The sequence below is a fragment of the Ekhidna sp. genome (assembly GCF_039940915.1).
Taxonomy (GTDB): Bacteria; Bacteroidota; Bacteroidia; order Cytophagales; family Cyclobacteriaceae; genus Ekhidna.
Map to the genome: position 1 here is coordinate 41,892 of NZ_JBDVFO010000001.1, position 14,812 is coordinate 56,703.

A 14,812-nucleotide genomic window follows, 5' to 3' on the forward strand; every position below is an offset into this window, starting at 1 on the left:
GCCATTAATAATCACATTAAAATCAAATCCGTGGACGAAGAAATAAATAAAATACTGATAATAGATGATGATGAAGATGTGCTTTTAGCAGCCAAAATGCTATTGAAAAAGCACATCAAGGAAGTCGTTATTGAGAAAGACCCCAGAAAAATCCCATTTCTTCTCAACAATGACAGCTTTGATGTCATACTTCTGGACATGAATTACAGTCAGGATACCACGAGTGGTAAGGAAGGATTTTATTGGTTGGAGCAAATTTTGGAAAAGGATCCACAGGCCGTAGTAATTTTAATCACCGCATTTGGTGATGTAGAAATGGCTGTTCAAGCTCTCAAAGCTGGAGCAACTGATTTTGTGCTCAAGCCATGGCAAAATGAAAAGCTTCTGGCAACTCTTTCCAGTGCCTCCAGACTAAAGAAAAGCTATAAAGAGGTTTCACAGCTAAAGCAAACCAGCAAAACGTTACAAGCAGACAGCAGCAAAGCGTTCAAAGACATCATTGGTGAAAGTGATGCAATAAAGAAAGTTTTTAAGCTCATTGATAAAGTTGCGGCGACCGATGCTAATGTTTTGATTTTAGGTGAGAACGGAACAGGTAAAGAATTAATAGCCAGAGCCATACATCAAAAGTCTCTCAGAAAAGACATGCCGTTCATTGGGGTGGATATGGGAGCAATTACTGAGTCACTTTTCGAAAGTGAATTGTTTGGACATAAGAAAGGGTCGTTTACAGATGCTAAAGAAGACCGGGCCGGACGCTTTGAGGTTGCCTCTGGTGGAACGCTTTTCTTAGATGAAATAGGGAATCTCAGTCAACCGCTTCAGTCCAAACTATTGACGGCCATTCAAAACAGGAAAGTAACGCGAATAGGCAGCAATCAGGAGGTACCTGTGGATATACGGCTGATCAGTGCTACGAATATGCCTGTTTACGAAATGGTTAACGAAAACACTTTCCGACAGGATTTACTCTACAGAATCAATACAGTTGAGATTCAACTTCCTCCTCTTCGTGAACGAATGGAAGACATGGAGGAATTGGCAAATCATTTTGTGAAAATGTACGCCGGCAAGTATCGAAAAAACATCCAGGGGGTTGCACCCTCCACCGTAGGAAAACTGCAGAAGTACCCTTGGCCAGGAAACATTCGTGAATTGCAGCACGCCATTGAACGTGCGATTATCATGAGTGAGAATGAGCAATTGATGCCAGAAGATTTTTTCTTCCTTGCACAGAAGCCAGAAAGCAACCTTTCGCTAGAACCAGACTCTTATAACCTGGATGATATGGAGAAAGTGGCTATCCAGAAGGTAGTAAATAAGTATGAAGGCAATATTTCTAAGGCTGCAAAGGAGTTGGGACTAACTAGAGCATCATTATATAGAAGATTAGAAAAACATGGTTTATAAGTCATTTAGATTTCAGTTGATTGGCAGGATGATATTGCTCCTGCTCACCATGTTTTTATTTACATCTCTGTATTACTCAGACTCTTACTTCTTTACAAAATTTTTGGTTTTCAGTCTTACCATATTTCAAGCCTGGTATTTATATCAGTTTCTTGAGAAATCAAATCGGGAGATTGTCCACTTTCTTGAAAGCATACATTATGACGATTTCACTAATACGTATCCCGAGAAAAAGTCTGGATCAAGTAGAGATCTTCTTTACCATGAATTCAATGAGATTTTGCGAAAGTTTCGTGAAATCAGAGCAGACAAAGAGGCTCAACACCAATACCTCCGCACAATTGTGCAGCATATCGGTATTGGCATTGTCACCTTTGATGTAGCTGGTGAGGTCCAAATCATGAACAATGCCGCAAAGAAACTTCTGGGCATCAAAATGATTAAAAACATCAAACAGATTGGGAGAGAATACCCAAACCTCCAGACCTCTTTTACCGAGCTGAAGACAGGTGGTCGTGATTTAATTAAAATAACAAAGAATGATGACGAGGTTCAGTTAGCTGTATACGCCATTGAGTTGTCGCTCCTTGGTAAGGCATTTAAACTTGTATCAATTCAAAACATTCAATCAGAACTGGAAGAAAAAGAGATGGAGGCATGGCAAAATCTGATTCGTGTACTTACGCATGAGATCATGAATTCTGTTACGCCGATTTCATCATTGGCCGCCACGGTGGAAACAGAGCTCGATGAATTTCTTAAAAACGGTAAGAACATCAATGAAATACCAGACGATACCATTGAGGATTTTTACCTCTCTGTGAAAACCATTCATAACCGGAGCGAAAGTCTGATCAAGTTTGTTTCGGACTTTAGAAACATGACCAGAATCAAACTTCCCACACTCGCGCCAATCGAGGTAGAAGATATGATCAAGCATGTACTCATGCTGTTAAGGCCAGACACTGATCGATCCAACATTACGGTCAATTGCTCTGTAAAACCAGACCTCACCGTTAATATTGATCGTGAGCAAATAGAGCAAGTGATCATCAATGTGGTGAAAAATGCTATTCAGGCATTGGCTGCTGCCGAAAAGGAAAATAAATCACTCACCATTACTGCTATGCCAACCGATGGTGGCGGTGCATTCATCTCCGTAGCGGATAATGGAACAGGCATTGAAGAAGAAGCACTTAAAAAGATTTTCATTCCATTCTTTACTACCAAGAAAAATGGCTCTGGCATTGGACTCAGTCTATCTAAACAGATCATGAGAAAACATGGTGGTAACATAACGGCAAAGTCCCAAATTGGCGAAGGCACTGAGTTTCTACTTAAGTTTGCCTCATAGTAACCAGTTTAAAGCAATTAAGTATTTGGGGTTCAAAAAACGAAGGTTTGATAGCTAGGCAAATGAGAGCTTAGACTTCATTACATCTAAATCCCTACTACTTCACCAATAAATGAAATACATTTTCATCGTTCAGGGGGAAGGCAGAGGACACATGACTCAAGCCATTTCATTGTTCCAAATTTTAAGGGAACAAGGACATGAAATATCGCACGTCATAGTCGGGAAGAGTCATAGACGAGAGCACCCTAAATTTTTTCTAGAACAGATTACATGCCCAATTTCGCAATTGGAGAGTCCCAATTTCGTGACTGATAAAGACGCTAGATCAGTCAATATCTACAAAACGCTCACAACCAACCTGCGGAAATACCGGACATTTCTAAACAGCGTCAATCAGATTGACACCATTGTTAAAAAGGAAAAACCAGATGCCATCATCAATTTTTATGATTTTTTAGGAGGTCTTTATTTTCTTCTAAAGAAACCAAAAATCAAACATTTTGCTCTTGCTCATCAATTTTTACTTAATCACTCTACTTTCGAATTCCCAAAGGGAAGATTTTATGACAAGTCTTCTTTACTGACAGGTAATAGACTTGCAGCGTATGGAGCTAACAAAATCCTGGGGCTTTCATTTCAAGAAATGCCTGACGAACCGAGTAAGAAACTTTTTGTGGTACCTCCACTTTTAAGAGATAAAGCAAAATCTGTTCAAACATCAGAAGGCAATCATTTCCTTGTCTATATGGTCAATCATGGTTATTCTGAGGAAGTGAAAGCATTTCACAACCTCCATCCGGACATTCCCATTCATTGTTTTTGGGATAAAAAAGACGCGCCTGAAGAGCTGGAAATTGACAAAACACTGACATTTCATCAGCTCGATGATGAGAAATTCATCCAATTGATGGGGAGCTGCAAGGGCTATCTCACTACTGCAGGATTTGAATCAGTATGCGAAGCTATGTACATGGACAAACCCATCCTTATGGTGCCGGTCAAAGGTCACTATGAACAAGCCTGTAATGCTTTGGATGCTAAAAAAGCTGGGGCTGGGGTTTCCAGTGAAGTTTTCAACCTGGAAGTTTTATTGAACTACCTGCCACAACATAAGGATGTGGGTGATAAATTTAGAGACTGGTGCGAAACTTCAAATTCCAGGTTTCTCGAAATGTTAACATAAAATGATATTAAAGTACTCTGACAATCCATTCAAGCAGGTCTTCGGGATCGCATTCTACAATAGAAAAAACATTATTCTCTTTACACTCATCTCGATAGTGGCTGTATTTCAATATGAATTTGGCGAAATATTTGATTTTGAACCAATTACACTTCCAGTAGTGCCAGTAACCATTCTCGGCGGGGCATTGGCCATTTTTCTTGGATTCAGAAATAACAGCGCATACGATCGCTGGTGGGAGGCTCGCAAAGTTTGGGGAGGAATAGTGAATGCCAGCAGAACTTTTGGTGTGATGATATGTACATTTTCATCCAGCTATTTCTCCGAAGAAAAAGTGAAGGATAAGCATGTATTGGCTTGGAGGAAGGAGCTTATCACCAGACATATTGGTTGGCTTTACGCATTAATCATGCATCTCCGAAAGGAAAACAATTGGGATGATTTGGAAAAATATCTCACAAAGAAGGAAGTTGAGCAAATTCGGAAGGTTCACAACAAGCCAACACAGTTGCTCCACAAACAAACTGAACGTCTCCGAGATGCTTTCGAGGAAAACATGATTGAGCATTTTCGACACATGGAACTGACCAATGTAATCAAGGAATTTTACAGCTTGCAAGGGATGGCGGAGCGGATAAAGGGCACCATTTTTCCTTATTACTATAACTATTTCACGGGGGTCTTCCTCTGGTTGTTTGTGACATGCCTCCCCTTCACACTTGTGTCAGAAATGGGCTGGAGTGCCATTCCAATGTCAATTGCTATTTCTTTTGTATTTACCATTCTGGAAAAGTCGGGAGCTGTCACGGAGGATCCTTTTGAAGGGCGAGCTGCTGACACTCCCATTACTACGATCACCCGAAACATAGAAATCGATTTGCTGGAAATGATTAAAAGTGACACGATACCTGCTCCAATAGAGCCCAAAACAGGAAGGTTTGGTGTAAAGTATCTTGATTAGATTGAACGAGAATGGCAATCATAAGTAAGAAGAAAGAAATATTTCCAATAAGCAATGCGCTTCGAGCCTACATCAAGAAGTATGATCGGGAAATAAGTTTACCCATTTATTATACTGATCTTCTACGCTTTGATAATTCCATTCCACTTTACGATAAATCAGGGAATGATACCTTGTGGGAAACAGTGTTCTTTCCTCAGGGTGACATGGAGCACATCAATGCCTCTTTGAAAAAAGTTTATGCGATAATGAAAGCTGATGGTGATCTATCAGTGATGGATCACTTGATCATTGATCGCGTTGACCTTTGTGCCTATGGCAATACGCAACCCTTCCGTGTTCGGGTAGTTAACCAAATCAATGACAACTTCGACTATTTCTATATCAAGAATGCAGATGCTTCTCGTATCTATGGATTGGAGCTTGAACACTTACTCTCCCCGAATAAGATCAGCTACGTCGTAAATGAAAAAACACTCATTGAGGAACATATTGTAGGAGTTCCAGCGGAATTATTTATTAAGCAATATTTAGGCAATCCCAACATAAATGAGATTCGACTAGCAAAAGAATTTGTTAAGTTCAACGAACGCTGTTTTGTAAGACTCCTTGGAGATATGCACAGCAGCAACTTTGTTGTAGATATCACGCCGGATTTTGAAGATGTTGAATATCGATTAAGGGCCATCGATTTTGATCAACAATCTTATGAGGGCAGACGCGCGATATATCTACCACAATATTATACACAAAACAACCCCATCATCCAGATAGGCCTTAAGCATATGACCCCCGAAACCGTGAAGCAATATCAGCGGGAAGAACGATCCAACATTGCTAATCGGCTTAAAGTGGAGGGAAAGCGAGTGGATGATTTGCTTTCTGCGATGAAAAAAGATCAACTTTCCAAACCAGAAAACATCAAAAGATTACGAAAGGAACTTGCTGATTTTTACGAGGATGAAGAGTTTCTTACCTGTGAATGCATGGGAGATTTGGTAGAAGTGAGTTTACTCATGCTTACCAGGAAACCAAACTTATATAAGGATTACTAAACTCCAGCGACCTGTTTATACTTAGGAAGATGAAATACGAAGGTACTGCCTTCATTGGGTGTACTTATTACCTGTATGGTTGTATTGTGCAATTCCATAATTTTCTTCACAATTGCCAAGCCAAGCCCCACTCCTTCTCTGTTCGAATTTTTCTTTGATTGTCGGTATCGATCAAAAATAACCGACTGATCGCTCTTATTTATTCCTGGTCCGGTATCAGATATTCCAACTTTGACCTGATCTCTATTTGCGGAAACGTGTAAAGACACACGCCCTCCTTTCGGTGTGAATTTTAAGGCATTATCCAGCAGGTTTTGAAGCGCACGTTCTACAAGGCTAATATCTGCGAATACAAGTGGCACCTGTTCCTCAGCTATCAATTCTATATTCACGTCCTTTTCCTCTCCCAATACTTGATACTTCGATACTAAATCCATCGCCAGGTCGGCCATAGCAAATGGTTCTTTGAGCGGCTCCACCTGTTTGGCCTCAAGTTTGGAATATTCGAAAAGTTGCGAGACAAGACGGGTTAATTTCTCTGAACTCGCCTTAATAATATCCAGGTATTTATCTTTCTCATCTTCGCTCAAATCCTGTTTTTTAATCTGCAATGTCTCTATATAGCCATTGATAATGGCTAGTGGGGTTCTCAAATCATGCGACACATTCGCGATGAGTTCTCTGCGAAGCACATCAACAGATTTAATCTCATCCATGTTTTTTTCAATGGTATCAGCCATTTCATTGAAGTTAACAGCCAGTATGGAGAGGTCGGTTTTCTCAGCTTCATCAATTCGAATGTTTAAGTCTCCTTCCCTAAACCTTTTCACCGTATGGATAATGGAACGAAGATTCTTAGTCAGAAACCAAAAGCTTACCAAACCAAGAAAGAGAACAAATGCCATCGTGATGATCGATGCCCCTATTCCAAGTTTCATAAAATAGCTGGAAAATAAAGTGGATGAAACCTTGTCTATTTCTTGACCTGCAAGTACAATGTAGATATAACCTTCGCGTCCATTGTGATTGAACCTGGCAGTGGAAAATATCTTCTTACCTCCTGTTTGTCTTGGGTCATCACCCAAAATGTACTTCTGCCCCTGTGACTCAATGAACTCCTCTATCGGAGCTAAATCTACAAATCGTGCCGGGTCGTTGGGGTTGTCATGGCTAAGCACCACAGAATACAAAATCTCTCCTCTGGTATTCAACAAATAAACTTCAATTCCACGGTTAACGGCCATCATATCGTGCATCAAGTCACCGAAAAGCGGCTTATTTACACTCCCGTCTTCTAAGAAAGGTGAGTTGCCTTGAAATTTTTCTTCAATTAAATGATTGGCCAATTCTGCATTCAGTTTCTGAGACCGCTCTTCGAAATGTTTATTCGTAAAATATAGTGTAGTAAAGATGTAGCTGACACCCATAAGTATCACCAACAAAAAGAAAACAGTAGCCATCTTTTTGATGAGACGGTTGGTTAATAATCTTGCCTTGCTCATAGCTCTTCATTGAATTTGTACCCCACACCCCACGTAGTAAGTATGTATTTAGGATGAGTCATGTCCGACTCTATTTTAGCTCTTAGACGATTGATATGCGAATTGACTGTGTGTTCGTATCCTTCAAAATCATAGCCCCAAATCAATTTCAATAAGTCACTTCGTGAGTAGCTTTTGCCCGGATGAGAAGCCATTAGTATAAGCAACTCAAACTCTTTTGGAGAAAGCTCTATGCGATTGTCACCTACCTCCACCTTTCTCTTTTCTATATCTATCGATAATCCCTCAAAAGCTAGCTTCGCAGTTCCGTTAGAGATGCTTTCCTTGATGAGTTTCGTTCTACGAAATATGGCTTTTACACGCGCGATAAACTCTCGTACACTGAAAGGTTTGGTGATATAGTCATCTGCGCCCACTTCCAATCCCAATACCCGATCAATTTCTTCAGACTTAGCAGTAAGCATGATGATTGGTGTATTCTGGTGCATACGTACTTTCTGACACACTTCTATCCCATCCATGACAGGTAATGCAATATCCAGAATAATTAAATCCGGATTTTCTTGCTTTGCCATATCCAAACCTGTACCCCCATCCATTGCCTTAATCACATCGCATGAAAGGTCTTTGAGGTGGATCTCAAGGAGGTCTATGATCTCAGGATCGTCTTCTATTATCAAAACTTTTGCCATCGTATTCGAAAAAAACGAAAACTTATCACAGAAGTATCACAAACAGGTAGTAAAACATGATAATGGTAGGCAAGGCGTCATATGAAAATGGTGAAAGTAAATGATGAAGAATTTTTAAACTACTGATTTACAAATATTTACATCATCAATTAGCTTCTTTTCAAAATGTTAATCTCTCGTGATCGTTTCGCAATATCTGTTGCATTGATTTGTATCAAACAAAAAAGAACTCTAATGAAAAAATTATTTGTAATGCTAGCGGCTGCAGGTTTGATATTGACGAGCTGCGGCGATGATGATGGCACAACCATCGAAAGCTCAGCAGGTATGATTACTGGCGGGCCTTTCGAATTTGCTGTTGATGGATTGCCGGATATGGTATCTGGAATTACTGTAAACGATGCAGAAGCCGTAGGATCCAGAAGCACTTGGGTAATTACCGGAGCAGATGGAACCATTCTCGGTATGCCAGAAACAATGGAAGCACTTGAAGGTGTAAATTTTGATGGTGCTGGTGTAGGCGAATGCTTTATCTGGTATGCAAGGTATGAAGGTGATGTAGAGGGCTTAGCTGAAAACGGGGACATCAATGATGTTACTGGAAACTTTGCCCTGTCTAACTCTATTCAAGTATCAAGAAATGCCTTGAATGCAGGAGTAATCACCGGAGGTCCATTCAATTTCACGGTATCAGATGGAATTGCTGATATGGTAAGTGGTATTGCGATAGATAATTCAACGGCTGTCGGTGTAAACAGCACTTGGGTAATAACAGACGATCAGAACAATATTCTTGGTCTGCCTGGAACTTTGGAAATGGTTGAAGGGAATAACTTTGACGGTGCAGGAGAAGGCGTTTGCCTTATTTGGTACATGAGGTACGGTACAGACATGAATCTAGAGGCTGGAATGAATGTTTCTGATCTTGTCACCGGAACTTATGCACTTTCGAATTCACTTACAGTGAATCGATCTTTGATGGCCGACATGAGCGTCAACCTAACAGGTTTGGAAGATCTTGGAGATGACTTTGTGTATGAAGGTTGGATTATTGTAGAAGGCTCGCCAGTTTCAACGGGCACATTTACTGTTGATGCAAATGGTACACCTTCTGCTACTTCTTTCGAGGTGAATGGAGCTGATTTGGCTTCAGCTACAAAATTCGTCCTTTCAATAGAGCCTGCGCAAGACAGTGATCCTGCTCCTGCAGACACTAAAATACTTGCTGGAGATTTTGATGGAAACACTGCAAGCCTTGCTACTTCAACTGTAGGAACAAACTTCGAAGGTGCTACGGGCAAGTACATTGTAGCTACTCCAACAGGAACAGGAGATCCCTCTGAAGAATTCAGTGGTATTTGGTTCCTTGACAATAGCTCAGGTACAGCTGTCGCTGGTCTGGATTTACCAGAATTATCTGCTGGATGGAAGTATGAGGGTTGGGTTGTCATCGATGGCACACCTGTGACTACCGGAACATTTACAGACCCTGCTGCGGCAGATGAAGCAGCGCCGTTCAGCGGTGCAAATGGCGGTCCTAGCTTTCCAGGAGAAGATTTTTTAAACAATGCTCCTGCAGGATTGACATTCCCAACGGATTTGAGAGGAAAGACTGCTGTGATCTCCATTGAGCCGTATCCGGACAATAGCACAGCTCCTTTCACCTTAAAGCCTCTGGCAGGGATGATTCCAGCCTCACTTTCTGGAAATCCTTACAGCATTGATAACAACGTATCGGGATCATTCCCAACAGGTAGTGTAAGTAGATGAGGTGATTTTTTGATTGCTAAGCGAAACCCCGGCAAATTCTTGTCGGGGTTTTTTATGATAAATAAACTCCGTCACCGATGCGGACTTCTACATGTTCTTTGATAGTAGTGGACAACTCATACCCTTTATAATTGGCATAAATAGGAAACCTGCCATGTGTTCTAAGTACTAAAACGGCAGTTTCTACTTTTTTCACTTTTAAGGTGAGCAATTTCGTAAGACTGTAGGCCAAAGTTCTTCCACTGTTCAGTACGTCATCACATAAAATGACGTTTTTGTTCTTCAAATCTGAAGCATCTCCATCAATGAGAATGTCCTTATTAAGCGGATTTTTCTTATCGAGCGAAATGGTATGACAAATAGATTCTTTACCTGAAATTTCTCCTAAGGTGTCATTTAATTGATCTGCCAGCTTTCTTCCACCAGCATCAACTCCAACGAGCACCACCTCATCATTCATGTTGTTTTCATAAATCTGATACGCGATTCTACGGATGATCTGATCAACCTTAGATTGAGATAAAATTTGATTATCACTCATTTTCAGGTACAGGCATTACTTTGCTGTCCTTGAAAGTAGAGAGTATTATCATGGATTGCAAGCCATCAACCACCTCAATCTCCGATACCTTTTCAAGCATCAACTTTTGGTACGACTGAATATCACTGGAAATGATTTTTAAAATAAAATCACCTGATCCTGTAATATGGTGACACTCGATAACTTCAGGAATTGCATTGATCTCGTTAATGAAGGCATCAATATTTTTCTTGTTATGGCCTTTGAGTGACACTTGAACAAATGTGTGTACTCCTAAACCCACTTTATCTGTGTCAAGCTTCGCATGATAGCTTTTTATAATACCTGATGTTTCCAGCTTCTTTACACGTTCCAGTGTCGGTGCTGGTGACAACCCAATGTCCTTAGACAATTGTGCGTTGGTGATTTTTGCATTTGACTGTAAAATGTCAAGAATCTTACGATCAATCTTGTCCAGCTTAATACGCGATGATTGTATTTTCATATGCATGTAGGGTTAGTAGTCAATATGAATCTGGATAAGTCAGTATTCATATGACAAATTTTCTATTCTTGAGTTTTGGTAGTTTTCATCAAACTAGTGAATGACGAAATTTTATTTGTTCCAAATTTAATAGGATTAATAAAAATTCTGGTAACCGTTCAAATAAACTACGAACCTTTAACAATTATTTGACACAAGACCCTAAAGAATCAGGTTAAAGTTTGATGATTTTCCTTTTATGAGTAACGCCAAGTGTCTCGACGATGACGTAGTAAATTCCAGGATTGAATGTGCTCATATCCACGAAGAAATTATTGAGCCCTTCTGACACATTTCGCATTTGACTGAGCTCCATTTTGCCTGCAGAATTGAACAGTGCTATGCTAACCGTGCTATTTTCATTGACGATCAATTTGAGTCTAAATTGATCAGTAACCGGGTTAGGAAATGGATCCTCCAGCTGTATAATCGGCTCAATGGTGATACACTTTTCATTATTTATTGGCTGAATATCAGCATAGTTGGTATACTGAGAGAATAATCTGACACAGAAATAGGAAGGTTCTGACACTTCCAGCGGAATACCTACATTAAGACTTACAAGACTAGACCCTCCAACATCAATAAATTCTAAAATCTGCTCACTAATTGTAAATGTGTTTTCTAATGTGATTTCCGCCTCCGTTATTTCAACTGGAAGGTTGCTTAAATTTTGGACCTCAAGAAATATCCTCCCGGTATTATTCTCTCTCACAAGTTCAAAGTTTCCAATTGCTAAATCTACTTCTGGGATAGCTATTAAGATTTCTTGCGTCGTGGTATCGTTGCATCCAAGGCTATTTTGCGTCACCAAGCTCAAATTGTATGTCCCTGCTGTGGTGAATGTGATGCTTTCGGTTTGCGAATCCGTACTCCTAAGCTCTCCATCAAGTAGCCATTGGTACGATATTCCACCAACAGAGGTATTTGTGAACGTCAGTCTATCTTCAGGAATACCATATGTCCTCGAACTTGTGAACGACGACTCTGGTGCATTATTTATTTGTAGCACCTGCGAAGAACTGATGATACATCCAGCTTGTGTTTCCAGTTCCAAAGCCAACTCGTAGGTGTTGTCTGCCAAATTTGACAGCAGCAGTTGTGAACCATTTCCCACATTTGAACCATCTAACATCCATCTTCGGCTAACCACTGGGTCCACAGAGTTCATCGATTGGTCTGTTGCGCTAATAATTTGATTGTCACACGCTCCTACTACTGAGAAGACAACTTCCGGAAGTGCAATGATTTCTACAGATTTGGTAATGGTCTCGGAGCAAAAATTTTGTCCCGTTACTTCAAGGGTCACATCATAGGTTCCTGCATCAGAGAAAACATGATTAATATCTTGAGTACCATAGTTAACTCCATCGACTGTCCACAACCATGAGACGATCGAATTCCCTGTCGAAGTTGTATTATCTGTAAATGTTGATCCTTCTCCTTGGCATCCGAGACTGATATTAAAATCTGGAACTGGAGAAGCAAGCACCTCTATGTCTTCGCTGTATGACGACTCACAACCATTGGAACTTTGCACATCCAGACGAATGTTTTTTACGCCAGCCGTTGCAAATACTATTTGGGGGCTTTGCGCCGTAGATACCTCCAGATCGTCAACAAACCACGTCCATGAGACCAAATCTGCATTATCTACTGTGGTAAGGTCAAAAAATTGTGTCCCATCTGAAGACGTGCAAGGAACATCAAAATCAAACGTAATCTGCGGACTATCAGAGATGGCTACTTCTATCACCTCGGTATCCTCACACCCTTCAGCGTCAATTGCAGTCAAGATCACATTGAAATTACCCGCTCCAGAAAAAATATGCGTTGGATTGGTTGCCGAAGACATGAATCCATCCCCAAAATCCCAACTGTAGGATGTAGCATCGGTACTTGTATTCGTAAACTGCATTGCTTCGCTTTGACAAACAGAAGCTGCAAAGAAGTTTGCTGTGGGGCCTGGGGTGATCATCAGGGTTTGCTCGATCACTTCCGCACACCCGGGAATGCTGGAAGTGAGTCGCACGGTCTTTTGTCCAGCCGTTAGGAAAGCATAAACTGCATCTTTGGTATCGGCAGTAGCTACAACGTTACCGGACGGCTCATCGATGAATTCCCAGAGGTATTGTAGTGGTCCAGAGTAGCCTGCATCTACAGTGGTATTGGTAAACGTAAAATCTGCATTTATGCACGTCCTTGGTGAGGTGAATGTATAGGCTGGTGCGGGGGGTGGATCATAAATGGTGATCTCTTGCTCGAAGAAATTATCGCAGGTTCCATCTGAAACGTCTAATCGGACGGAATAAGTGCCGGCAGTCGAATAATTGAAGGGGTCCGGATTCTCCATAGCACTATCCTCGATTCCATCTCCATCAAAATCCCATGAATAGGTTGTAAGGCCTGCATTAGTTGTCATAAAGCTCAAAGCATTTGATAAACAACTATTTTCGTTTACACTAAATGGAGCTGATGGAGCAATGTTTGAAGAAATAGTAATGGGTTTGGAAAGTCGAGATATGTTGCCATCGGAATCTGTACTTTCCAAGGCTATATTAAAAGTCCCTGAATTATTGAAAGTAGTAACTGGATTTTCTTCAGTGCTTGTTCCTGAGCAAAAATCTTCAAACTCAACAAGCGAAATGTTACGTGTATTCAAACTTGAAAGTACCATATATGGAGATGAACCTTCATAAAAAATTGATAAGGCTTGGGAGCTAGGAAAACTGAAAGAAAAATTACCTAGATCTGAAATCGATGTGAGTCCAATGTCTGACAAATCACCGCCAAAATCCAATCTAAATAAATTTCCAGCATCATTTACCATGTATGAATAATAAGTATTATTACTCCAGTAAAAATCTCCAACCAATGGAATACTTATCCCTGAAATATTTTCGAAACTATCTAATGTCCTGGGGTCATTTCCAAAATCAAGTTTGTAAACTCCTGATAAAAAGCCTGCTGTAAGCCCGTACCAGTCACTACAGTCCCTTATAAATGAGATAGATGTCAATCCATGAGCTCCAGCAATTGAAATAGCGGACTCAGCTGACAGAGTAGAAAAATCTGTATTATATTCTAAAACGACGATATCTTTATTATTGGAGCCTACACCTACGACATAAAGAATCATCTCTCCTCCAAATTCCAATAAATCGATACCTCTCATACCAGAAAGATCCGAGGTGTAACCTAGAATTGAACTTGTATTTGTGATGTCACCAGTAAATCCACCCCCAAACTCAATTCTTGATATATTTCCTGTATTGTCGCCAATAATAAGCTCATTATTAACTTTAGCTAATCCTCTGGGATTGGACAAAGCTCCATCAATGTCACCAAAGCTAGTTACCTCTCTTATCCCAAGAATCCCTTCAGGATAAACCATTCTTACTAATGCGTTATTTTGAGCTAGAAGAAAAATTATTGTGACTCCTGAATCATCTTCAAAAGCTACTAGGTCACGTAGAGCTGATCCCTCGGTTACATTGTAAATGTTCGATACATTTGAAACAAAAGACAGCTCACCATCACAAAAATTCCAATTATACTGGTTAGCAAGAGTACTTGTATTGATAATTTCAATATTCTCATTAATACAACCATCAGATCCAATAGAAAAATTTGATGTGGGGCATTGAGCATTTGATTTGAGACTCCCAAACAGGCAAATCAATATTGTAAGTGGCCTAAGTACATTCATTCATTTCTTTGCTCGTACTAACTCAAAAGTATGGTGGATAATATTGATTATTCTACTTAATTCGATGAATGAATAACAATTTGAAATAAAAACACCAGATATCTTAGCT

The 14,812-nt window shown here is 40.2% G+C and carries 11 protein-coding genes; 6 read left to right on the top strand and 5 right to left on the bottom strand.

Going from position 1 to position 14,812, the window contains the following annotated elements; all coding sequences use genetic code 11:
- The first annotated feature begins 30 nt into the window (after nt 1-30).
- The 5 genes from ABJF57_RS00190 to ABJF57_RS00210 all read left to right on the top strand — a co-directional run bounded on the left by ABJF57_RS00190 (nt 31) and on the right by ABJF57_RS00210 (nt 5,966).
- Nucleotides 31-1,410: a sigma-54-dependent transcriptional regulator gene (locus tag ABJF57_RS00190; protein WP_462235647.1), complete on the top strand. Its 1,380-nt coding sequence runs from the start codon at nt 31-33 to the stop codon at nt 1,408-1,410.
- A gap of 28 nt (nt 1,411-1,438) precedes the next feature.
- Nucleotides 1,439-2,764 carry a sensor histidine kinase gene (locus ABJF57_RS00195; protein ID WP_462235646.1) on the top strand — a complete coding sequence of 442 codons (1,326 nt, stop codon included), beginning with the start codon at nt 1,439-1,441 and terminating at the stop codon, nt 2,762-2,764.
- A gap of 112 nt (nt 2,765-2,876) precedes the next feature.
- Nucleotides 2,877-3,950: a glycosyltransferase family protein gene (locus tag ABJF57_RS00200; RefSeq protein ID WP_462235644.1), complete on the top strand. Its 1,074-nt coding sequence runs from the start codon at nt 2,877-2,879 to the stop codon at nt 3,948-3,950.
- Nucleotide 3,951: 1 nt separating this feature from the next.
- Nucleotides 3,952-4,911, top strand: a complete 960-nt coding sequence (locus ABJF57_RS00205) for a bestrophin family protein (protein WP_462235643.1) — start codon at nt 3,952-3,954, stop codon at nt 4,909-4,911.
- 11 nt (nt 4,912-4,922) lie between these two features.
- Nucleotides 4,923-5,966: a hypothetical protein gene (locus ABJF57_RS00210; protein ID WP_462235641.1), complete on the top strand. Its 1,044-nt coding sequence runs from the start codon at nt 4,923-4,925 to the stop codon at nt 5,964-5,966.
- Here the strand turns inward: ABJF57_RS00210 and ABJF57_RS00215 are convergent.
- Entirely contained in the window at nt 5,963-7,468 is a 1,506-nt protein-coding gene (locus ABJF57_RS00215) for a sensor histidine kinase (protein WP_462235639.1), read from the bottom strand. The genes ABJF57_RS00210 and ABJF57_RS00215 overlap by 4 nt on opposite strands.
- A complete protein-coding gene (locus ABJF57_RS00220) occupies nt 7,465-8,160 on the bottom strand; it encodes a response regulator transcription factor (RefSeq protein WP_462235637.1) in 696 nt (231 codons plus the stop codon). Before ABJF57_RS00220 ends, ABJF57_RS00215 begins: the two co-directional genes overlap by 4 nt.
- Nucleotides 8,161-8,394: 234 nt before the next feature.
- On the opposite strand from ABJF57_RS00220, the gene ABJF57_RS00225 reads away from it, so the two are divergent.
- Nucleotides 8,395-9,930 (top strand): anti-sigma factor, encoded by a 1,536-nt coding sequence (locus tag ABJF57_RS00225; RefSeq protein WP_462235635.1) that lies wholly within the window; start codon nt 8,395-8,397, stop codon nt 9,928-9,930.
- A 52-nt stretch (nt 9,931-9,982) separates the two neighbouring features.
- On the opposite strand, the gene ABJF57_RS00230 is transcribed toward ABJF57_RS00225, so the two are convergent.
- The 3 genes from ABJF57_RS00230 to ABJF57_RS00240 all read right to left on the bottom strand — a co-directional run bounded on the left by ABJF57_RS00230 (nt 9,983) and on the right by ABJF57_RS00240 (nt 14,703).
- Nucleotides 9,983-10,471: a phosphoribosyltransferase family protein gene (locus ABJF57_RS00230; protein ID WP_462235633.1), complete on the bottom strand. Its 489-nt coding sequence runs from the start codon at nt 10,469-10,471 to the stop codon at nt 9,983-9,985.
- Nucleotides 10,464-10,955, bottom strand: coding sequence for an Lrp/AsnC family transcriptional regulator (locus ABJF57_RS00235; protein WP_420577315.1), 492 nt, complete (start codon nt 10,953-10,955; stop codon nt 10,464-10,466). The genes ABJF57_RS00230 and ABJF57_RS00235 overlap by 8 nt, the downstream gene beginning before the upstream one ends.
- A gap of 214 nt (nt 10,956-11,169) precedes the next feature.
- On the bottom strand, nt 11,170-14,703 hold the full coding sequence (locus ABJF57_RS00240) for a PKD domain-containing protein (protein WP_462235631.1): 3,534 nt from the start codon (nt 14,701-14,703) through the stop codon (nt 11,170-11,172).
- Nucleotides 14,704-14,812 lie beyond the last annotated feature (109 nt).

Bases quoted from the DNA above. Each gene is read 5' to 3' on its own strand.
- ABJF57_RS00235 (WP_420577315.1), bottom strand. From the start codon at position 10,955: ATGAAAATACAATCATCGCGTATTAAGCTGGACAAGATTGATCGTAAG.
- ABJF57_RS00240 (WP_462235631.1), bottom strand. From the start codon at position 14,703: ATGAATGTACTTAGGCCACTTACAATATTGATTTGCCTGTTTGGGAGT.
- ABJF57_RS00195 (WP_462235646.1), top strand. From the start codon at position 1,439: ATGATATTGCTCCTGCTCACCATGTTTTTATTTACATCTCTGTATTAC.
- ABJF57_RS00230 (WP_462235633.1), bottom strand. From the start codon at position 10,471: ATGAGTGATAATCAAATTTTATCTCAATCTAAGGTTGATCAGATCATC.
- ABJF57_RS00225 (WP_462235635.1), top strand. From the start codon at position 8,395: ATGAAAAAATTATTTGTAATGCTAGCGGCTGCAGGTTTGATATTGACG.
- ABJF57_RS00210 (WP_462235641.1), top strand. From the start codon at position 4,923: ATGGCAATCATAAGTAAGAAGAAAGAAATATTTCCAATAAGCAATGCG.
- ABJF57_RS00220 (WP_462235637.1), bottom strand. From the start codon at position 8,160: ATGGCAAAAGTTTTGATAATAGAAGACGATCCTGAGATCATAGACCTC.
- ABJF57_RS00200 (WP_462235644.1), top strand. From the start codon at position 2,877: ATGAAATACATTTTCATCGTTCAGGGGGAAGGCAGAGGACACATGACT.
- ABJF57_RS00205 (WP_462235643.1), top strand. From the start codon at position 3,952: ATGATATTAAAGTACTCTGACAATCCATTCAAGCAGGTCTTCGGGATC.
- ABJF57_RS00215 (WP_462235639.1), bottom strand. From the start codon at position 7,468: ATGAGCAAGGCAAGATTATTAACCAACCGTCTCATCAAAAAGATGGCT.